Source organism: Phyllobacterium bourgognense, assembly GCF_003337575.1.
GTDB classification, from domain to species: Bacteria; Pseudomonadota; Alphaproteobacteria; order Rhizobiales; family Rhizobiaceae; genus Phyllobacterium; species Phyllobacterium bourgognense.
Window position 1 is genome coordinate 503718 of the sequence record NZ_QPJM01000002.1, and the last position, 12882, is coordinate 516599.

Annotated in this window: 16 protein-coding genes and 1 tRNA gene; 5 read left to right on the forward strand and 12 right to left on the reverse strand. The window is 54.9% G+C overall.

Going from position 1 to position 12882, the window contains the following annotated elements; genetic code table 11:
* Positions 1 to 168: 168 nt before the first annotated feature.
* The 3 genes from C7476_RS06110 to C7476_RS06120 all read right to left on the reverse strand — a co-directional run bounded on the left by C7476_RS06110 (position 169) and on the right by C7476_RS06120 (position 1608).
* Positions 169 to 453 (reverse strand): hypothetical protein, encoded by a 285-nt coding sequence (locus C7476_RS06110; protein WP_114428984.1) that lies wholly within the window; start codon positions 451 to 453, stop codon positions 169 to 171.
* Between the two features lie 233 nt (positions 454 to 686).
* Positions 687 to 1091: a DUF1801 domain-containing protein gene (locus tag C7476_RS06115; protein ID WP_114428985.1), complete on the reverse strand. Its 405-nt coding sequence runs from the start codon at positions 1089 to 1091 to the stop codon at positions 687 to 689.
* Between the two features lie 52 nt (positions 1092 to 1143).
* Positions 1144 to 1608: a DUF1801 domain-containing protein gene (locus C7476_RS06120; protein WP_114428986.1), complete on the reverse strand. Its 465-nt coding sequence runs from the start codon at positions 1606 to 1608 to the stop codon at positions 1144 to 1146.
* An 81-nt stretch (positions 1609 to 1689) separates the two neighbouring features.
* On the opposite strand from C7476_RS06120, the gene C7476_RS06125 reads away from it, so the two are divergent.
* Positions 1690 to 2253 carry a hypothetical protein gene (locus C7476_RS06125; RefSeq protein WP_245426138.1) on the forward strand — a complete coding sequence of 188 codons (564 nt, stop codon included), beginning with the start codon at positions 1690 to 1692 and terminating at the stop codon, positions 2251 to 2253.
* A gap of 160 nt (positions 2254 to 2413) precedes the next feature.
* On the opposite strand, the gene C7476_RS06130 is transcribed toward C7476_RS06125, so the two are convergent.
* Both C7476_RS06130 and C7476_RS28080 read right to left on the reverse strand, forming a co-directional pair.
* Positions 2414 to 2560: a DUF1127 domain-containing protein gene (locus C7476_RS06130; protein ID WP_100001090.1), complete on the reverse strand. Its 147-nt coding sequence runs from the start codon at positions 2558 to 2560 to the stop codon at positions 2414 to 2416.
* Between the two features lie 100 nt (positions 2561 to 2660).
* A complete protein-coding gene (locus C7476_RS28080) occupies positions 2661 to 2804 on the reverse strand; it encodes a hypothetical protein (RefSeq protein WP_181872356.1) in 144 nt (47 codons plus the stop codon).
* Positions 2805 to 2814: 10 nt separating this feature from the next.
* Between C7476_RS28080 and C7476_RS06135 the strand changes: the two genes are divergently transcribed.
* The 3 genes from C7476_RS06135 (at position 2815) to C7476_RS06145 (ending at position 4712) form a co-directional block, all read left to right on the forward strand.
* Positions 2815 to 3942 (forward strand): DUF2157 domain-containing protein, encoded by a 1128-nt coding sequence (locus C7476_RS06135; protein WP_181872357.1) that lies wholly within the window; start codon positions 2815 to 2817, stop codon positions 3940 to 3942.
* Positions 3939 to 4514: a GDYXXLXY domain-containing protein gene (locus tag C7476_RS06140; protein WP_114428988.1), complete on the forward strand. Its 576-nt coding sequence runs from the start codon at positions 3939 to 3941 to the stop codon at positions 4512 to 4514. Before C7476_RS06135 ends, C7476_RS06140 begins: the two co-directional genes overlap by 4 nt.
* A gap of 115 nt (positions 4515 to 4629) precedes the next feature.
* Positions 4630 to 4712: transfer RNA gene (locus C7476_RS06145), tRNA-Leu, on the forward strand.
* 27 nt (positions 4713 to 4739) lie between these two features.
* Here C7476_RS06145 and rfbD read toward each other — a convergent pair.
* The 5 genes from rfbD to C7476_RS28085 form a co-directional block, all read right to left on the reverse strand.
* Positions 4740 to 5627, reverse strand: coding sequence for a dTDP-4-dehydrorhamnose reductase (gene rfbD / locus C7476_RS06150; protein WP_114428989.1), 888 nt, complete (start codon positions 5625 to 5627; stop codon positions 4740 to 4742).
* Positions 5624 to 6694 (reverse strand): dTDP-glucose 4,6-dehydratase, encoded by a 1071-nt coding sequence (rfbB, locus tag C7476_RS06155; protein WP_114428990.1) that lies wholly within the window; start codon positions 6692 to 6694, stop codon positions 5624 to 5626. The genes rfbD and rfbB overlap by 4 nt, the downstream gene beginning before the upstream one ends.
* Before the next feature lie 15 nt (positions 6695 to 6709).
* Positions 6710 to 7264 (reverse strand): dTDP-4-dehydrorhamnose 3,5-epimerase, encoded by a 555-nt coding sequence (rfbC, locus tag C7476_RS06160; RefSeq protein WP_181872358.1) that lies wholly within the window; start codon positions 7262 to 7264, stop codon positions 6710 to 6712.
* A complete protein-coding gene (gene rfbA / locus C7476_RS06165) occupies positions 7257 to 8141 on the reverse strand; it encodes a glucose-1-phosphate thymidylyltransferase RfbA (RefSeq protein WP_114428991.1) in 885 nt (294 codons plus the stop codon). Before rfbA ends, rfbC begins: the two co-directional genes overlap by 8 nt.
* Positions 8142 to 8353: 212 nt before the next feature.
* Positions 8354 to 8992, reverse strand: a complete 639-nt coding sequence (locus tag C7476_RS28085; protein WP_181872359.1) for a hypothetical protein — start codon at positions 8990 to 8992, stop codon at positions 8354 to 8356.
* A 105-nt stretch (positions 8993 to 9097) separates the two neighbouring features.
* Between C7476_RS28085 and C7476_RS06175 the strand changes: the two genes are divergently transcribed.
* A complete protein-coding gene (locus C7476_RS06175) occupies positions 9098 to 11077 on the forward strand; it encodes a glycosyltransferase (protein ID WP_181872360.1) in 1980 nt (659 codons plus the stop codon).
* A gap of 103 nt (positions 11078 to 11180) precedes the next feature.
* On the opposite strand, the gene C7476_RS06180 is transcribed toward C7476_RS06175, so the two are convergent.
* Together C7476_RS06180 and C7476_RS06185 are read right to left on the reverse strand one after the other, a co-directional pair.
* The gene (locus C7476_RS06180; protein ID WP_114428994.1) at positions 11181 to 12410 is read right to left on the reverse strand and encodes an HlyD family secretion protein; all 1230 of its coding nucleotides are present in this window, start codon (positions 12408 to 12410) and stop codon (positions 11181 to 11183) included.
* Between the two features lie 3 nt (positions 12411 to 12413).
* Complete coding sequence (locus tag C7476_RS06185) at positions 12414 to 12836, reverse strand: hypothetical protein (RefSeq protein ID WP_114428995.1); 423 nt, start codon at positions 12834 to 12836, stop codon at positions 12414 to 12416.
* Positions 12837 to 12882 lie beyond the last annotated feature (46 nt).

The following is a 12882-nucleotide window of genomic DNA, read 5'->3' on the forward strand; positions in this document are numbered from 1 at the left end:
TACTCCGGGAGATTACCGCTGGAATCGCGACTGTAGGCCTGATTTCCAGATGTTTCCAGCCTGACGGAAATCACTATCAGGCGAGTTACGGGGGACTAGCAGCGGTCGCACTACTTCGCTATCCACCATGCTCGATGCCAGTCTGAAAAAGGTCACATGCCTAGCGTGTTATTGCTTATAGCCCTTTGCCCGCATGCATGCATTGACAAGATTGGCCTCTTCTTTGCTCCTGGCAGAACTGTCGGCGGCTAGGGCGGCGGTCGAACCGGCGGCCTGGTACTTGCATTGCACCATGTCCTTGTCTGCAGGTGTGACAGGTTCTTCACTATGCACCCACTTCTTTTCGGGAGAGGCGCATGCCGCGAGCGCAACTACTGGAATTATAAACAGTAGAATTCGGGTCTTGGAGAGATTTTTGGAAGTATTGAATGAAACTGAAACGGCGTTGGACATTGTGAGAATCCCCTTAATTTATTAGCCTAATGACCAAAGTCAAACATCACCCTGTTCTAAATGCTCCAATGAAAGTAAGACCATACCAAGGCGGCAAACTACATTGCTTCTGGGGCCTGGCACAACCCCGAACAGGGTATTTGACGGGGAAGCCCATAGACGTAAGAAAATGGCTCGCACGGGTGGAGAAAGCTATTCGCCCGTCAGTATCAAGCCGGAACCCTGCATTCAGGCTAACGGGCCTTTGACTTGTTCAACGTGATTGCGGCGCCTACGAGTGCCTTGAATGCATTCTCATCGATTTCGTCAGCCTCACGTAAATCGATAGCGCGCCTCGTGTTGCCTTCAAGGCTGGAGTTGAATAACCCGGAAGGATCGTCAAGCGAAGCGCCCTTGGCAAAAGTCAGCTTCACCACGCTCTTATAGGTCTCGCCGGTGCAGATTATGCCGTTGTGAGACCAGACCGGAACGCCTCTCCACTTCCATTCCTCGACCACTTCAGGGTCGGCTTGCTTGATGAGCGCGCGGACATGGGAGAGCATCTTACCCCTCCAGTCGCTCAGTTCCTTGATTCTCGCATCTATCAGCTGAGACGGAGAGTGCCCTCGTTCTTCATCCTTCAAGTCGCTCTTCTTCATCGGTATCGCCTTCCTCTTGGTGGTGTCATGCAGTCAGGTCGAGGTTTTTTGCTCACATTTTTTCGCCGGGCAGTTGGCTGACCTGCTTCACCCAGTCGACGAACTGCGCTTCATCGAATTGGCCTTCATAGATATCGAGATACCGCACTTCCTTGTGCTTGGACGCGCCGGGCGGGACAGGACTGAGTGACGTGCCGCGAAAGAAGGTGACCTTGACGTACTTCGTGAAGCAATGAAAGCTGAGGAACCAGGTCTTTTCGTCCAACCCATAGAGGGGCGAGTTCCATTTGACCGCCTTGTGCACGCTGGGAACGGTGCGCACGATAAGCGCGTCGAGGCGGCGACCGAGGTCGCTTTTCCAGCCCGGCATGGCTGCAATGTAGGCCTGCACCGGGGCGTCGCCGTAGCCCTTCGCGATCTGAGGATTGCCGCCTGAGAGGAGGACCGGCTGTGTGGGTGCCACCGGGCTCTTGGTTTTGGCAAGCAAGGAAGAATTTTCGCTCTCTCTTGTTTTCATGTTGATTCCTCCACTTTGGTCCGGCAACCATAAACAGCGAATCCTGTAGGTTTCAAGGACAGGTCCCGCTACAGTCGCATAATGCGTATCATGCTCCGGTGGTTACCGCTCTTTCTCTTCGCCGCCTTGTGCGGGCATGCCGAGGCGCAAAGTTTCGGCGTCTGCCACGGCTATGGCTGTACCTTTCAGACGCGGGTGGGATTGACACCGGCGGATCGCTCGCGGATTGCTTCCATCATGGCGGGAGGACGCGCTTCGCCTGCGGCCGAGCGCGCTGCCCTTCGCCGTGCGGTGGAGGTATTCGAGCGGCGTAGCGTTGCTGTGATCGGGGTGATTGACCGGCCAAAGATGGATTTCGGCAAGGGCCGCGAGAAAGGTCAGATGGATTGTGTCGATGAGTCGACCAATACGGATCATTTTCTCCGCTATCTGCAGGGCGCCGGACTATTGCACCATCATCGCGTTGTACGGAGAGATTCGCGCGGGAGTTTCATCGACGGCCGCTACCCACATTTTACCGCCGTTCTCAAGGATGATTCTGGGACATCCTGGGCCGTCGACTCCTGGTATGAGCCGGGAGGCGGACCGCCTGATGTGATGCTTTTGTCGGAATGGCACCGTCGGGGTTACGGCGGGCAGAGATAGAACAAATTTCGTCTAAATAGAGCCAGAAACAACAACACCCACCGCGGGAGGAGGTGCGGTGGGTGTCGTTTTGTAAAGACCGGCCGGGAGGAGGAGTGCCGGTCTTCGATCGCGGGAACTTTGGGAGGAGGATAAAGCCCGGCGATATTCTTGTATTCGATTAGCGTACTGCAGACTTCTTGGCGACGAACGGGATGTCCGAACGTGCAATGCCCAGATCGCTGAGTTCGCGGGTCGACAGACGGTTCAGCTCGGAAACCGTGTCACGATAACGGCGCCAGTTGCTGTAAGAGCGGATAAGGTTCATTTCATTTCACCACTTCGGTTTTTTGTTTGATTGATCACTCTTGATCGTTGAGTGGAAGATAGTGGATGACGTCCTCAAGTTGGAGAGCCAAGTTTGCAGGTCAGCTATGCAATTGCTGCATTGCAGCATTAATTCGCGTTAATTGTTGCGGCGCACCAGAGGCGGTTTTGAGTTGAATTTGTGCACCGCCTTGCAATTGCGTTTTTGCAGTCAGTCGCGTTACCTTCACACCGGCGAGACTCAAGGGAGCATCCGTGGCACTCACCATTGGATTGAGGAAACATATTGCGCGCTGGCAGCGGGACGGGGTGATCGACGAGATCATCGCCGAACGGCTTCGCAAAGACCTAGACGATCATCGCTCCGGCTTTGGCCTTGGAGGTATCCTCGCGGTGCTCGGCGCGGTTCTTCTCGGAGCGGCGATCATCTCGCTCGTCGCGGCGAATTGGGAGGCAATGCCCCGGCTGTTTCGCGTTGGCCTGATCATATCGGTGCTTTGGCTTGGTTATGTTGGCGGCGCATGGCGGGAAAGTCTCGGCGACCGGCGCTTCGGTCAGGCGCTGTACTTGATCGCCGCGATCACGTTTGGTGCCGGAATTGCGTTGATTGGCCAAATGTACCACCTGTCGGGCGATGTATCGGATGCCGTGCTCCTCTGGGTCGCCGGCACGATGGTTGCGGCATTGTTCCTGCGCTCGCCCGTGCTTGTCTCGGCGGGCGTTGCCATTACAGGTCTTTACCTGTTCTCTTCGCTTGATCGGTCCACGGGAGAGCCTTTCAGCTATGTCTGGCTGGTGCCGGTCCTGCTTTTCATCAGTGCCGGTTTGGTCTGGTACGCGAAGGGCAGGGCCGCCCAGCATCTTATCGCGCTATTGCTCGTCACCTACGTGCTTGTCGTCCGAATTGATCTCGACGAGGTCGCGGTTTTATGGGTGGCCGGGCTGATCGGTGCCGTATGCTTCATGATGGACGCCGTGCGTCCCGGCCTCCTGGACCGGATGACCGGCTGGACAGAGCCCTTGGGCGCCTATGGCTTCTTCATGGTGCTCGTGGCGCTATTATTCTTTCAGTTCGATATCGCCAGCAATGAATATGCCGATGAAGCGATTCCCGGTCAGGTACTGATCGGATTTGCGATCCTTGGGTGCTCGATCGCGGGTCTCATACTTTCGGGCCACCGTAATCTGGCGGTGCGGTGGATTGCCTATACGGTCTTCTCGCTGGAGGTTCTCTATCTGGCCTTCGAGACTATCGGCACGATGATCGGGACCGCGAGTTTCTTCCTGAGCGCCGGTGTGCTGGTTCTGCTTCTCGCCGCCTTCGTCATTCGGATGGAGCGACGGCTTCAGAAAAGGAATCCGAAAAGGCAGGCAGCGGCATGAAAATAAAGATTAATCGCTTTCTCTGCCTTGGTGCCGCAGTGGCGCTTATGCAGTCCGGTGTGCTCTACGCCATGATCCAGCAGCACGTTTCGATCCTGCGCGATGGCACCGACATCACATTGCAAAGTGAACCTGTCGATCCGCATGATTTCTTGCGCGGCGACTATGTCATCCTTCGCTATGCCATCTCAAATATCGAGGCCGGCAAGATCAGTGGAACTGTTCCCGCAACCGATGGACCTGCCGATGTCTACGTAACTGTGAAAGAGGGCGACGGGGGCGTGTGGACGTTCGCTGGCGCCTCTTGGCAGGAGCTCAAGGACGTGCCGTCTGGCGAAGTGCAACTGCGCGGCCGCACATCCAGCTTTGCCAACGCGGCGGCTTATAGCCCCCTCCGCATCACCTATGGCATCGAGCGCTATTACGTGCCGGAAGGTCAGGGACGGGCGATCGAAGCTCAGCAACAGGAACGAAAGATTGAGGCGGTAATTGCCGTATCGAGCGCGGGAGACGCGCAGATCCGCGCATTGAAGGACAATGGCAACGTGCTTTACGAAGAGCCAATTTACTGAGTTCGGTAACTGAACGTTGCCAACAAAATATATTCTGCCGGAAGCCGGGCTTTTTCCTTTGACGCTGGAAGAGAGGGTGATATAGGGACCGGCGCTTGAGGCTTATGCTTCATCTGCGGATATGGCGAAATTGGTAGACGCACCAGATTTAGGTTCTGGCGGGAGACCGTGGGGGTTCGAGTCCCTCTATCCGCACCACCTCCTTACCCCGACGTCATATTCACCTCAATTTTGTTCGACCAACTTGTCTATCACGGGCGCAAGGGAGACGTTCCATTTTGGCGCGCGCCAATCGAAAACGTCAAAGAACTTGTCCGTCGACAATCTGGAATTGAGCGGGCGAATGGCCTTTGTCGGGTAGTCCGCCGTGAGAATGTCCTTGACCTCGGCATAAGGACCGCCTTTTTTGCTGCTCTCGGCAAAGATTTCCCTGGCGAACGAACTCCAGTTCGTATTGCCGGTGCCCGCAAGATGATAGATGCCGAATGCATCGAATGCTGCGTCTGTCTGCAGACGATCCGCAACTCGCAAAATACCGTCTGCTATGTCGAGCGCCGATGTGGGATTGCCCCATTGATCCGAAACCACCGACACGGTCTCGCGGCTTTCCGCCAGCTTCAGCATCGTCTTGACAAAATTCTTGCCGAACGGGCTGTAGACCCATGCTGTGCGCAAGATCAGATGGTGGGGGTTGGCGGCGGCGACGGCTATCTCACCATCAAGCTTCGACCGGCCATAAACGCTGCGCGGTCCGGTCGGATCGGCTTCCATATAAGGCACTTCACCCTCGCCAGAAAAGACATAGTCCGTAGAGAGATGGATTACCGGAGCGCCGGTCGCTGCAGCCGCTTGGGCCACAATTCCCGCGCCGACTGCATTAGCGGCATGCGCCAGCTCCGGTTCGTCCTCCGCAAGATCGACTGCCGTATATGCTGCCACGGAAACAACGAGATCGGGCCTGGCGGCATGAATGGCATCGCGTATCGTTTCCGGTCGCGTCAGATCGAGTTCGGGACGCCCAAGGGCAACGAGTTCGATTGAAGCCTGATGCGCTGCCCGTTCGACGAGGCTGCGTACGACTTGTCCTTCTCGTCCCGTAACGACAATCCTCATGACGCTCCTTTGTTCGCTGCGCCAAGCCGCTCGCCAGCATAACGCTCGCCGCGAATCGGCTGCCACCACCACTCATTGTCGAGATACCACTGCACCGTGCGTGCAAGGCCGGTCTCGAATGTTTCCACGGGTGTCCACCCGAGCTCACGCTCTATCTTGGAGGCATCTATGGCATAGCGGCGATCATGGCCCGGCCTGTCGGTCACAAAAGTGATCAGGTCGCGGTAACGCCGGCTACCGCTCCGGGGACGTTTCTGGTCGAGAATATCGCATATCGTTTCGACGACGCTAAGGTTGGTGCGTTCTGCGCGACCTCCGATATTGTAACTTTCGCCGGATTTGCCCTTGGTGACGACCAGTTCCAATGCGCGAGCATGATCTTCCACGTACAACCAGTCACGTATATTGGCACCGGCGCCGTAGACAGGCAGGGGTTTGCCATCGAGAGCATTGAGGATGACCAGCGGGATGAGTTTTTCCGGAAAATGGAACGGGCCGTAATTGTTCGAGCAATTCGACAGGACCACAGGCAGGCCATAGGTCTCATGCCAGGCTCTCACGAGGTGATCGGAAGCAGCTTTGGAAGCGGAATAGGGTGACGATGGTGCGTAAGGCGTCTCTTCGGTGAAGATACCGCTGTCGAAGGGCAAATCGCCGAACACTTCATCGGTAGAAATGTGATGGAAGCGGAAAGCAGATTTTTCCGGCTCCGAAAGTTCCCGCCAATAGGTGAGCGCCGCATTGAGCATACGGAATGTGCCAATGATGTTGGTTTCGATGAACGCGGCCGGACCATCGATAGAGCGATCGACATGGCTCTCAGCTGCCAGATGCATGATCGCATCGATCTTCTCGCTGCGGAGAATGCCGAGGATCGTCGTATCGTCGCAGATATCAGCCTCGACGAAGCTGTAATTGGGATGGTTTTCGAGCTGGCGCAACGAAGCGAGATTGCCCGCATAGGTGAGCTTGTCGACATTGACGACATGGTTCTTCGGGTTGGCAGCGAGATGACGGCAGACCGCTGATCCAATGAAGCCGGCCCCGCCGGTAACAAGTATCTTCATGAAACTGATTGCTCCTCAGGGAAAAATATCGGCACCATCGAGCAAGGGCGCTTTCCGGTCCTTGTCAGACAGCTGAATAGCAGCGGCCTCGAAGGGCCATTCGATACCAATTGAAGGATCGTCGAAACGGATATTGCGATCGTGTTCGGGGGAATAATAATCCGTCACCTTATACATGACTTCGGTGTTTTCCTCCAAAGTCAGAAACCCGTGTGCGAAGCCTTTTGGAACAAGGATCTGGTTCCATTTCGTCGCCGATACCTCTAGTGCGAGCCATTTCCCGAATGTAGGCGATGACTTCCGGATGTCGACGACAACATCGAGTATCGAGCCACTCACCACGCGCACCAGTTTATCCTGCGCGCGTGGCGGCAACTGGTAATGCAACCCGCGAAGAACACCCTTGGCAGCCGAAAGAGAGTGATTGTCCTGAACAAACTGCAGATCGATCCCGGCTTTGGCCAAGGCTTGCGCATTATAGGTTTCGGAGAAGAAACCTCTGTCATCGCCGAATTTTGGCGGCTTGATCTCGAACACGCCTGTGAGGGCGAGAGGCGTGATTTCAATCATCGTTTCCGACCTCCGCTGCGCGGCGGCGCAAATATGCGGCATATTCCGTCTTGCCCATTTTCGCGGCTCGCTCCAGAACCTGTCCGGCGTCCAGCCAACCCCATTCCAGGCCGATTTCTTCCGGGCAGGCGATCTTGATGCCTTGGCGGTGTTCGATGGTGCGCACGAACGAAGAGGCCTCGTGCAGACTGTCGTGGGTCCCCGTATCGAGCCAGGCATAGCCGCGTCCCAATCGCTGGACCCGCAAATCGCCGCGCTCGAGATAGACGTTATTGACGCTGGTAATCTCCAGTTCGCCGCGGTGGGAAGGCTTGATGGATCTCGCGATGTCGACAACTTCGTTGTCGTAGAAATACAGACCAGTGACGGCCCAGCTGGATTTCGGTTTGACCGGCTTTTCTTCGATGGAAAGCACCCGACCCGAGGCTTTATCGAACTCGACGACGCCATAGCGTTGCGGGTCCTCGACGTGATAGGCAAAAACCGTTCCACCCTTTGCGCCGGATGACGCCAGCTGACAGAGCTTGGAGAGACCATCGCCGAAATAGATATTGTCGCCAAGGATCATCGCGACGCTATCATCTCCGATGAAATCCCGACCGATAATGAACGCCTCCGCGAGGCCATTTGGACTTGGTTGTTCAGCATAGGAAAAATTCACGCCGAAATCGCGGCCATCCCCCAAAAGCTTCTGGAACAGCGGCAAATCATGCGGTGTCGAAATCACCAGGATGTCGCGTATCCCCGCCAGCATCAGCACGCTCAGCGGATAATAGATCATCGGTTTGTCGTAGATAGGAAGCATTTGCTTCGACACGGCGATGGTCAATGGATACAGACGCGTACCGCTTCCACCTGCGAGAATTATTCCCTTCATCTAATCGAAAATCCTAATCCATGGAAAATACCGTCGAACCGTTAGCCTATTCGTACGTGTTGGACAACCTCTGTGTCGTTGAACACTCAATGGAAGTTGCTGATCGTTCTCCGCCAAATTGACATCCGTCCGAGGGTCACATATCGACCAATGGAAAATGCACGTCTCTGATCCTCTGGGAAATGATGCCGAAGCGACCGACAGCGAAAACATTAGAAGTCGCGGCCAAAATGGACGGTGACGCCGAAACTATAACGAGCGTATATTTTTGGCCGTTGGTGGCGCCCGACAGATAGTTCGAATATCTTCCACCGAACAGTAGACGGATTGGTAAAGGCATGAGTTTCAAGCGCGCCGTGAGCGCATTTGTTCGTATTACACACATTCTCGTTGAGACGCTGCCTTTCGCCACCAGAAAGCTGGTCGAATCCGTTCGGGTATTCGGCGTGAAAAAAACGACATCGCGAATTCTCGGTTTCACACGAAGTGGCAAGCTGCGAGCCCTCATCGGAAGCCGCCGCACTTCCTTGCTGTCTACGGTGAATGACAAAAACAGAGACACGCATTCCTCTTTCTATCCCAAAAGTCAAAGCCGACCAGCCGCAAATTTCATGGTACTGCGCGTTTTGATCGTCGCAGAAATGTCGATCCCCCAATGCAGAAAATATCGGGTCGATCAGAAAGCGGAACTGTTTGGCAAAATAGGTGTCGCGACCAAGATAATTGACTGGACGCATCTGGACGAGGTTCGGACGCTTCTGCAGACCCATCCGGTGGTAATATTCTACAGGGTTCCGGCAACGCCTGAGGTGATCTTGATAATTCAAGAGGCCAAGCGCCTTGGCGTCCATACTTTCTGGGAAGTAGACGATCTCGTATTCGACCCGGACGGCTACCTTTCCAACAAAAACCTCGACCGTCTCGACCCTGGATTGCGAGCCGGCGTTATTGCCGGCATGAAACTCTATCGCGACGCACTCGTGCTGTGCGATGAAGGCATAGGCTCAACACCCATACTTGCAAAATGGATGACGGAAACCACGGGAAGACCCGCACACGTCATAGAAAATGCGCTCGACGACGAGACGCTCGAAACAGCGCAAAGAATCCGGGACTCCAACGAGCAATACACCAAGTCGCAAGAAGATGTGATCATTGTCTACGGCTCCGGCACGAAGACCCACGATATCGACTTTTTGTCGGCGAGTGAGGCGATCTACAACGTGCTTTCCAAACGGCCCAATGTCAGGCTTCGGATCATCGGCGAATTGAATATTGAACCGCGGTTCGACGACCTTGCGAACCGAATTGAACGGTTGCCATTCACAACTTTCGACGGTTATTTGGAGAAAGTCGCCAGCGCGCACATCTCGATAGCTCCGCTCGAACAGACTGTTTTCAACGATGCAAAGAGCAACATCAAGTTCCTTGAAGCATCGATTCTGGGCCTGCCTTCAGTGTGTTCACCTGTGGATGCATTTAAATCCGCTATTATCGACGGTGAGACAGGCTTTCTCGCAACAAGTCCTGACGAATGGGAGCATAAGCTGCTCGCGCTGGTGGACGATCAGGCGCTCCGCGCTGAAATGGCCGGGAAAGCTCTCGAAAGCGTTTTTCGGGCCTATAGTCCAGAATATATAGCACAGCAGCAGCTGGCCCCGCTGATCAGAAGGTTCAATAACCGAAAATCGAACGTCTCACGCATACTGTTTGCCAATGTCTACTTCGCTCCGCAATCGTTTGGTGGAGCAACGATAGTGGCCGAGGAGATGGCGCAACGACTGGCCCAGAAAGAGAGTGTTGAAGTCTACGTCTTCACTTCCTGGTCAAATGACGGTGCGCCGGACTATGGAGTGGTTCGCTACGATGCCAAAGGTGCCACCGTTTTCGCCGTAAAGGTGCCGGTGATCCGGACGCGCCTTATGGATGTTGAAGACGAGGCCGTAGGCCAGGTTTTCGAAGAGGTTCTTAACGCGATAAAACCGGATGTAGTCCAGTTGCACTCGATTCAAACCTTGGGTGTGGCGTTGGGTTCGGTTTGCAAGGCGGCAGGGATTCCTTATGCAATAACCCTTCACGATGCGTGGTGGCTGTGCGAGCGCCAGTTCATGGTCACAGGCGAGGGTAAATATTGTTTCCAGACGCGGATCGATCCGGACTTGTGCGCGCTTTGTGTGTTGGACAAGAGCTTCAACAAACAGCGCACGGCAATCGTTCTACGAGGCTTGTTCCAGGCAGACGGACTTATCTCTCCGAGCCGCTTTTTCAAGCAGCTTCACCTGTACAACGGGTTACGTGACGAACAGATATTTGTGAACAAGAACGGCATAAAGCTTCCCTCCGCTGAGTATAAGCGCATTCCGTCCAAACCCATCCGGTTCGGATATGTAGGTGGATCCACTCCTATCAAAGGATACGAGCTGGTTCGTCAGGCTTTCTCTGCGCTTCCCGAATGCGGCATCGAATTGGTATTGGTCGATAACACTCTCAATCACGGATACAGCAGCATCAACGCCGATGGGATGAACGCCAAAAATCCCGTCCATATAGTGCCGGCCTATACACAAGACACCATTGATGAGTTCTTTTCGGGGATCGATGTTCTTCTCTTTCCCTCACAATGGAAAGAAAGCTTCGGTCTGACGGTAAGGGAAGCGCTCATCCGCGATGTTTGGGTTATTGCTACCGACGCCGGAGGAGCCGTCGAAGATGTCGTTCCCGGGGAAAACGGAGACGTAATCCCGATTTCGAACGACAGTGCCTATTTGAGAAAGGCCATGGAAAAAGTCATTGAAAATGGAAATTCTCTCAAAAATTACTCCAATCCGTACAAAGATCGTATTCGAACTTTTGATGAGCAGGCCGATGAACTACTCCTCTACTTGATGTCTCTTGTAAAACACGAGCCGGTTGTCGTTGTCGATGCAGATCGCTGATTGTTTCAATATCTCCCATTCTCGCGATGCGATCGGCAAAGCATAAATACAGCGCTGGGCATTGGCATGCTGAGCGAACCACCCAAGTTCGGCTCCTTCATCGCTAATGGCCACCCAACACCAAGGTCTGCACGGGGAGCATCAGAGCCTGCATTCTAAGGATCATCGCGTGCACGACAGCGACTGTGTCGACCATGTGCAGGAACAACCATTTCCCCGTGCCGATATCCTTCGCTGCCAGTGCGTCGTGATTGTTGGTATAGGCATTGGCGATGCAACTGCTGCCTGGCGGAATTCCCGCCAGTTGCCCCGGATATAGCGCCTCCAGGAAGACTGTGAGCGTGCCTGGCCGCGCAAGTTGCTGCACATCGATCAACTGATCCGTCGGCCGAAGCTGTCCCGCCGCAATCACATCCTGAACTTCGGTTACCACCATTGGAATGATCGTAAAGGGCTTCCCGATACATGTTGCTTCGGCAATCATGCCCTTTTTCATCACCTGCGCCTCGATCTGACCAAAGCCGGCGATCAGCGCGACGCGTCCGGCCTCCTGCGGGACGAGGATCCCGGCGGGGCGGATCATTGTGTTCACAACGTCGCCTGGCCGCAAGGTAAACTGTTGGACCGTTCCGGCCACACCGGCCCGAACCACGGTTTTATCCAGTTCCACCTGTGCCTGCTTAAGGGCCGCTTCTGCACTCGCCTTCTGGGCAGGCAACAGCGTTGAAAGTTTTGTCTCTATTGTCCGCTTGTTGGCGATAGCAGCGTCGAGCGCTCCTTTTCGGGTGTCAGCGGTGATCTGCAATCGCTCCACCTCCCGAACCGAAACGTCCGCCCTGCGCCGCAAAAGCTCTTGCCTGGTCGCGAGTTCATCCAGAGCTTGCTGGTAGGCACCTTGCGCCTGCTGAATGAGGCCATCTGCCCCGGCCAATTCCGTTTGTGCCACCGCAGTCTCGGCAACGGTCTCATCGATTTGGCGTTGTGCCGTTTCGTGTGCCGCTTCCTGTTCAGAACTGTCGAGCCGGAAAAGCGGTGCTCCGGCTTCGACCTTTGTATTGATTCCGACGAATACTTCGGCAACACGGCCGGTGGTTTCGGGGAGAATGGTTACTGTCCGGAATACGGCGGTGACGTTTTTCGTTGAAGGATGAAAATAAAAAATGACTGTAATCAACGCAACGGTCAGTAAAAGGCAGGCAGTGATACCCCAGCGCAGCTCATACCACACCGTATAGAGAGTAATCTCCCGGCCGAGACGTCTTCCCTGCACATAGCGGCGGTAAAGGTAGTCCGGAAAGACTGTGAGCATTGAACAGAGAAGTAGCTCAAACATGACTCAGATACCCCCACCTGCGGTGTCAGATTTCGGCTCCGGTTCAGGCGGGGAGACGATTGCCTCATCCTCGCCGGTTCTAGCGCGCCCGGAGAGTTTCTCCAGCGACTGTGCAATTGAAACCATCGGCGAGGAGAAATCCGGAAAATCAATCAATGCCAGCAACAGGCCGGCGATCCAGAAGATATGGTTGTGGGTGAACAGGGAAATAAGCGCCAGGACGGCCACAATCTCCATTTGCACCTTTTTCCCCCGATGCGCCATTTGCTCCGGCAGGGCATGCAGTCGGAAATAGAAATTGCCGACGATGAGGATCATTGCCAACAGAAAGACGACGACCCCGCTGAACAGCCAGTCGGTTTGACCGGGGGCGGTGATAAAAACCGGCAGATGTTCTATCGCTGCCGGATGTAAAGTGTCGTCCATATCCCATCCCCTCAAGGCTGCCATGGCCGCAATCGACCACTTGCCC

What these genes read in the sequence shown, in the direction of transcription:
- C7476_RS06120 (WP_114428986.1), bottom strand. Translation starts at nt 1,608, where the DNA reads ATGAAAACAAGAGAGAGCGAAAATTCTTCCTTGCTTGCCAAAACCAAG.
- rfbA (WP_114428991.1), bottom strand. Translation starts at nt 8,141, where the DNA reads ATGAAGGGAATAATTCTCGCAGGTGGAAGCGGTACGCGTCTGTATCCA.
- C7476_RS06185 (WP_114428995.1), bottom strand. Translation starts at nt 12,836, where the DNA reads ATGGACGACACTTTACATCCGGCAGCGATAGAACATCTGCCGGTTTTT.
- C7476_RS06130 (WP_100001090.1), bottom strand. Translation starts at nt 2,560, where the DNA reads ATGAACCTTATCCGCTCTTACAGCAACTGGCGCCGTTATCGTGACACG.
- C7476_RS06110 (WP_114428984.1), bottom strand. Translation starts at nt 453, where the DNA reads ATGTCCAACGCCGTTTCAGTTTCATTCAATACTTCCAAAAATCTCTCC.
- rfbD (WP_114428989.1), bottom strand. Translation starts at nt 5,627, where the DNA reads ATGAGGATTGTCGTTACGGGACGAGAAGGACAAGTCGTACGCAGCCTC.
- rfbC (WP_181872358.1), bottom strand. Translation starts at nt 7,264, where the DNA reads ATGATTGAAATCACGCCTCTCGCCCTCACAGGCGTGTTCGAGATCAAG.
- C7476_RS06115 (WP_114428985.1), bottom strand. Translation starts at nt 1,091, where the DNA reads ATGAAGAAGAGCGACTTGAAGGATGAAGAACGAGGGCACTCTCCGTCT.
- C7476_RS06175 (WP_181872360.1), top strand. Translation starts at nt 9,098, where the DNA reads ATGAAACTCTATCGCGACGCACTCGTGCTGTGCGATGAAGGCATAGGC.
- rfbB (WP_114428990.1), bottom strand. Translation starts at nt 6,694, where the DNA reads ATGAAGATACTTGTTACCGGCGGGGCCGGCTTCATTGGATCAGCGGTC.
- C7476_RS06180 (WP_114428994.1), bottom strand. Translation starts at nt 12,410, where the DNA reads ATGTTTGAGCTACTTCTCTGTTCAATGCTCACAGTCTTTCCGGACTAC.
- C7476_RS28085 (WP_181872359.1), bottom strand. Translation starts at nt 8,992, where the DNA reads ATGGACGCCAAGGCGCTTGGCCTCTTGAATTATCAAGATCACCTCAGG.
- C7476_RS06125 (WP_245426138.1), top strand. Translation starts at nt 1,690, where the DNA reads ATGCGTATCATGCTCCGGTGGTTACCGCTCTTTCTCTTCGCCGCCTTG.
- C7476_RS06140 (WP_114428988.1), top strand. Translation starts at nt 3,939, where the DNA reads ATGAAAATAAAGATTAATCGCTTTCTCTGCCTTGGTGCCGCAGTGGCG.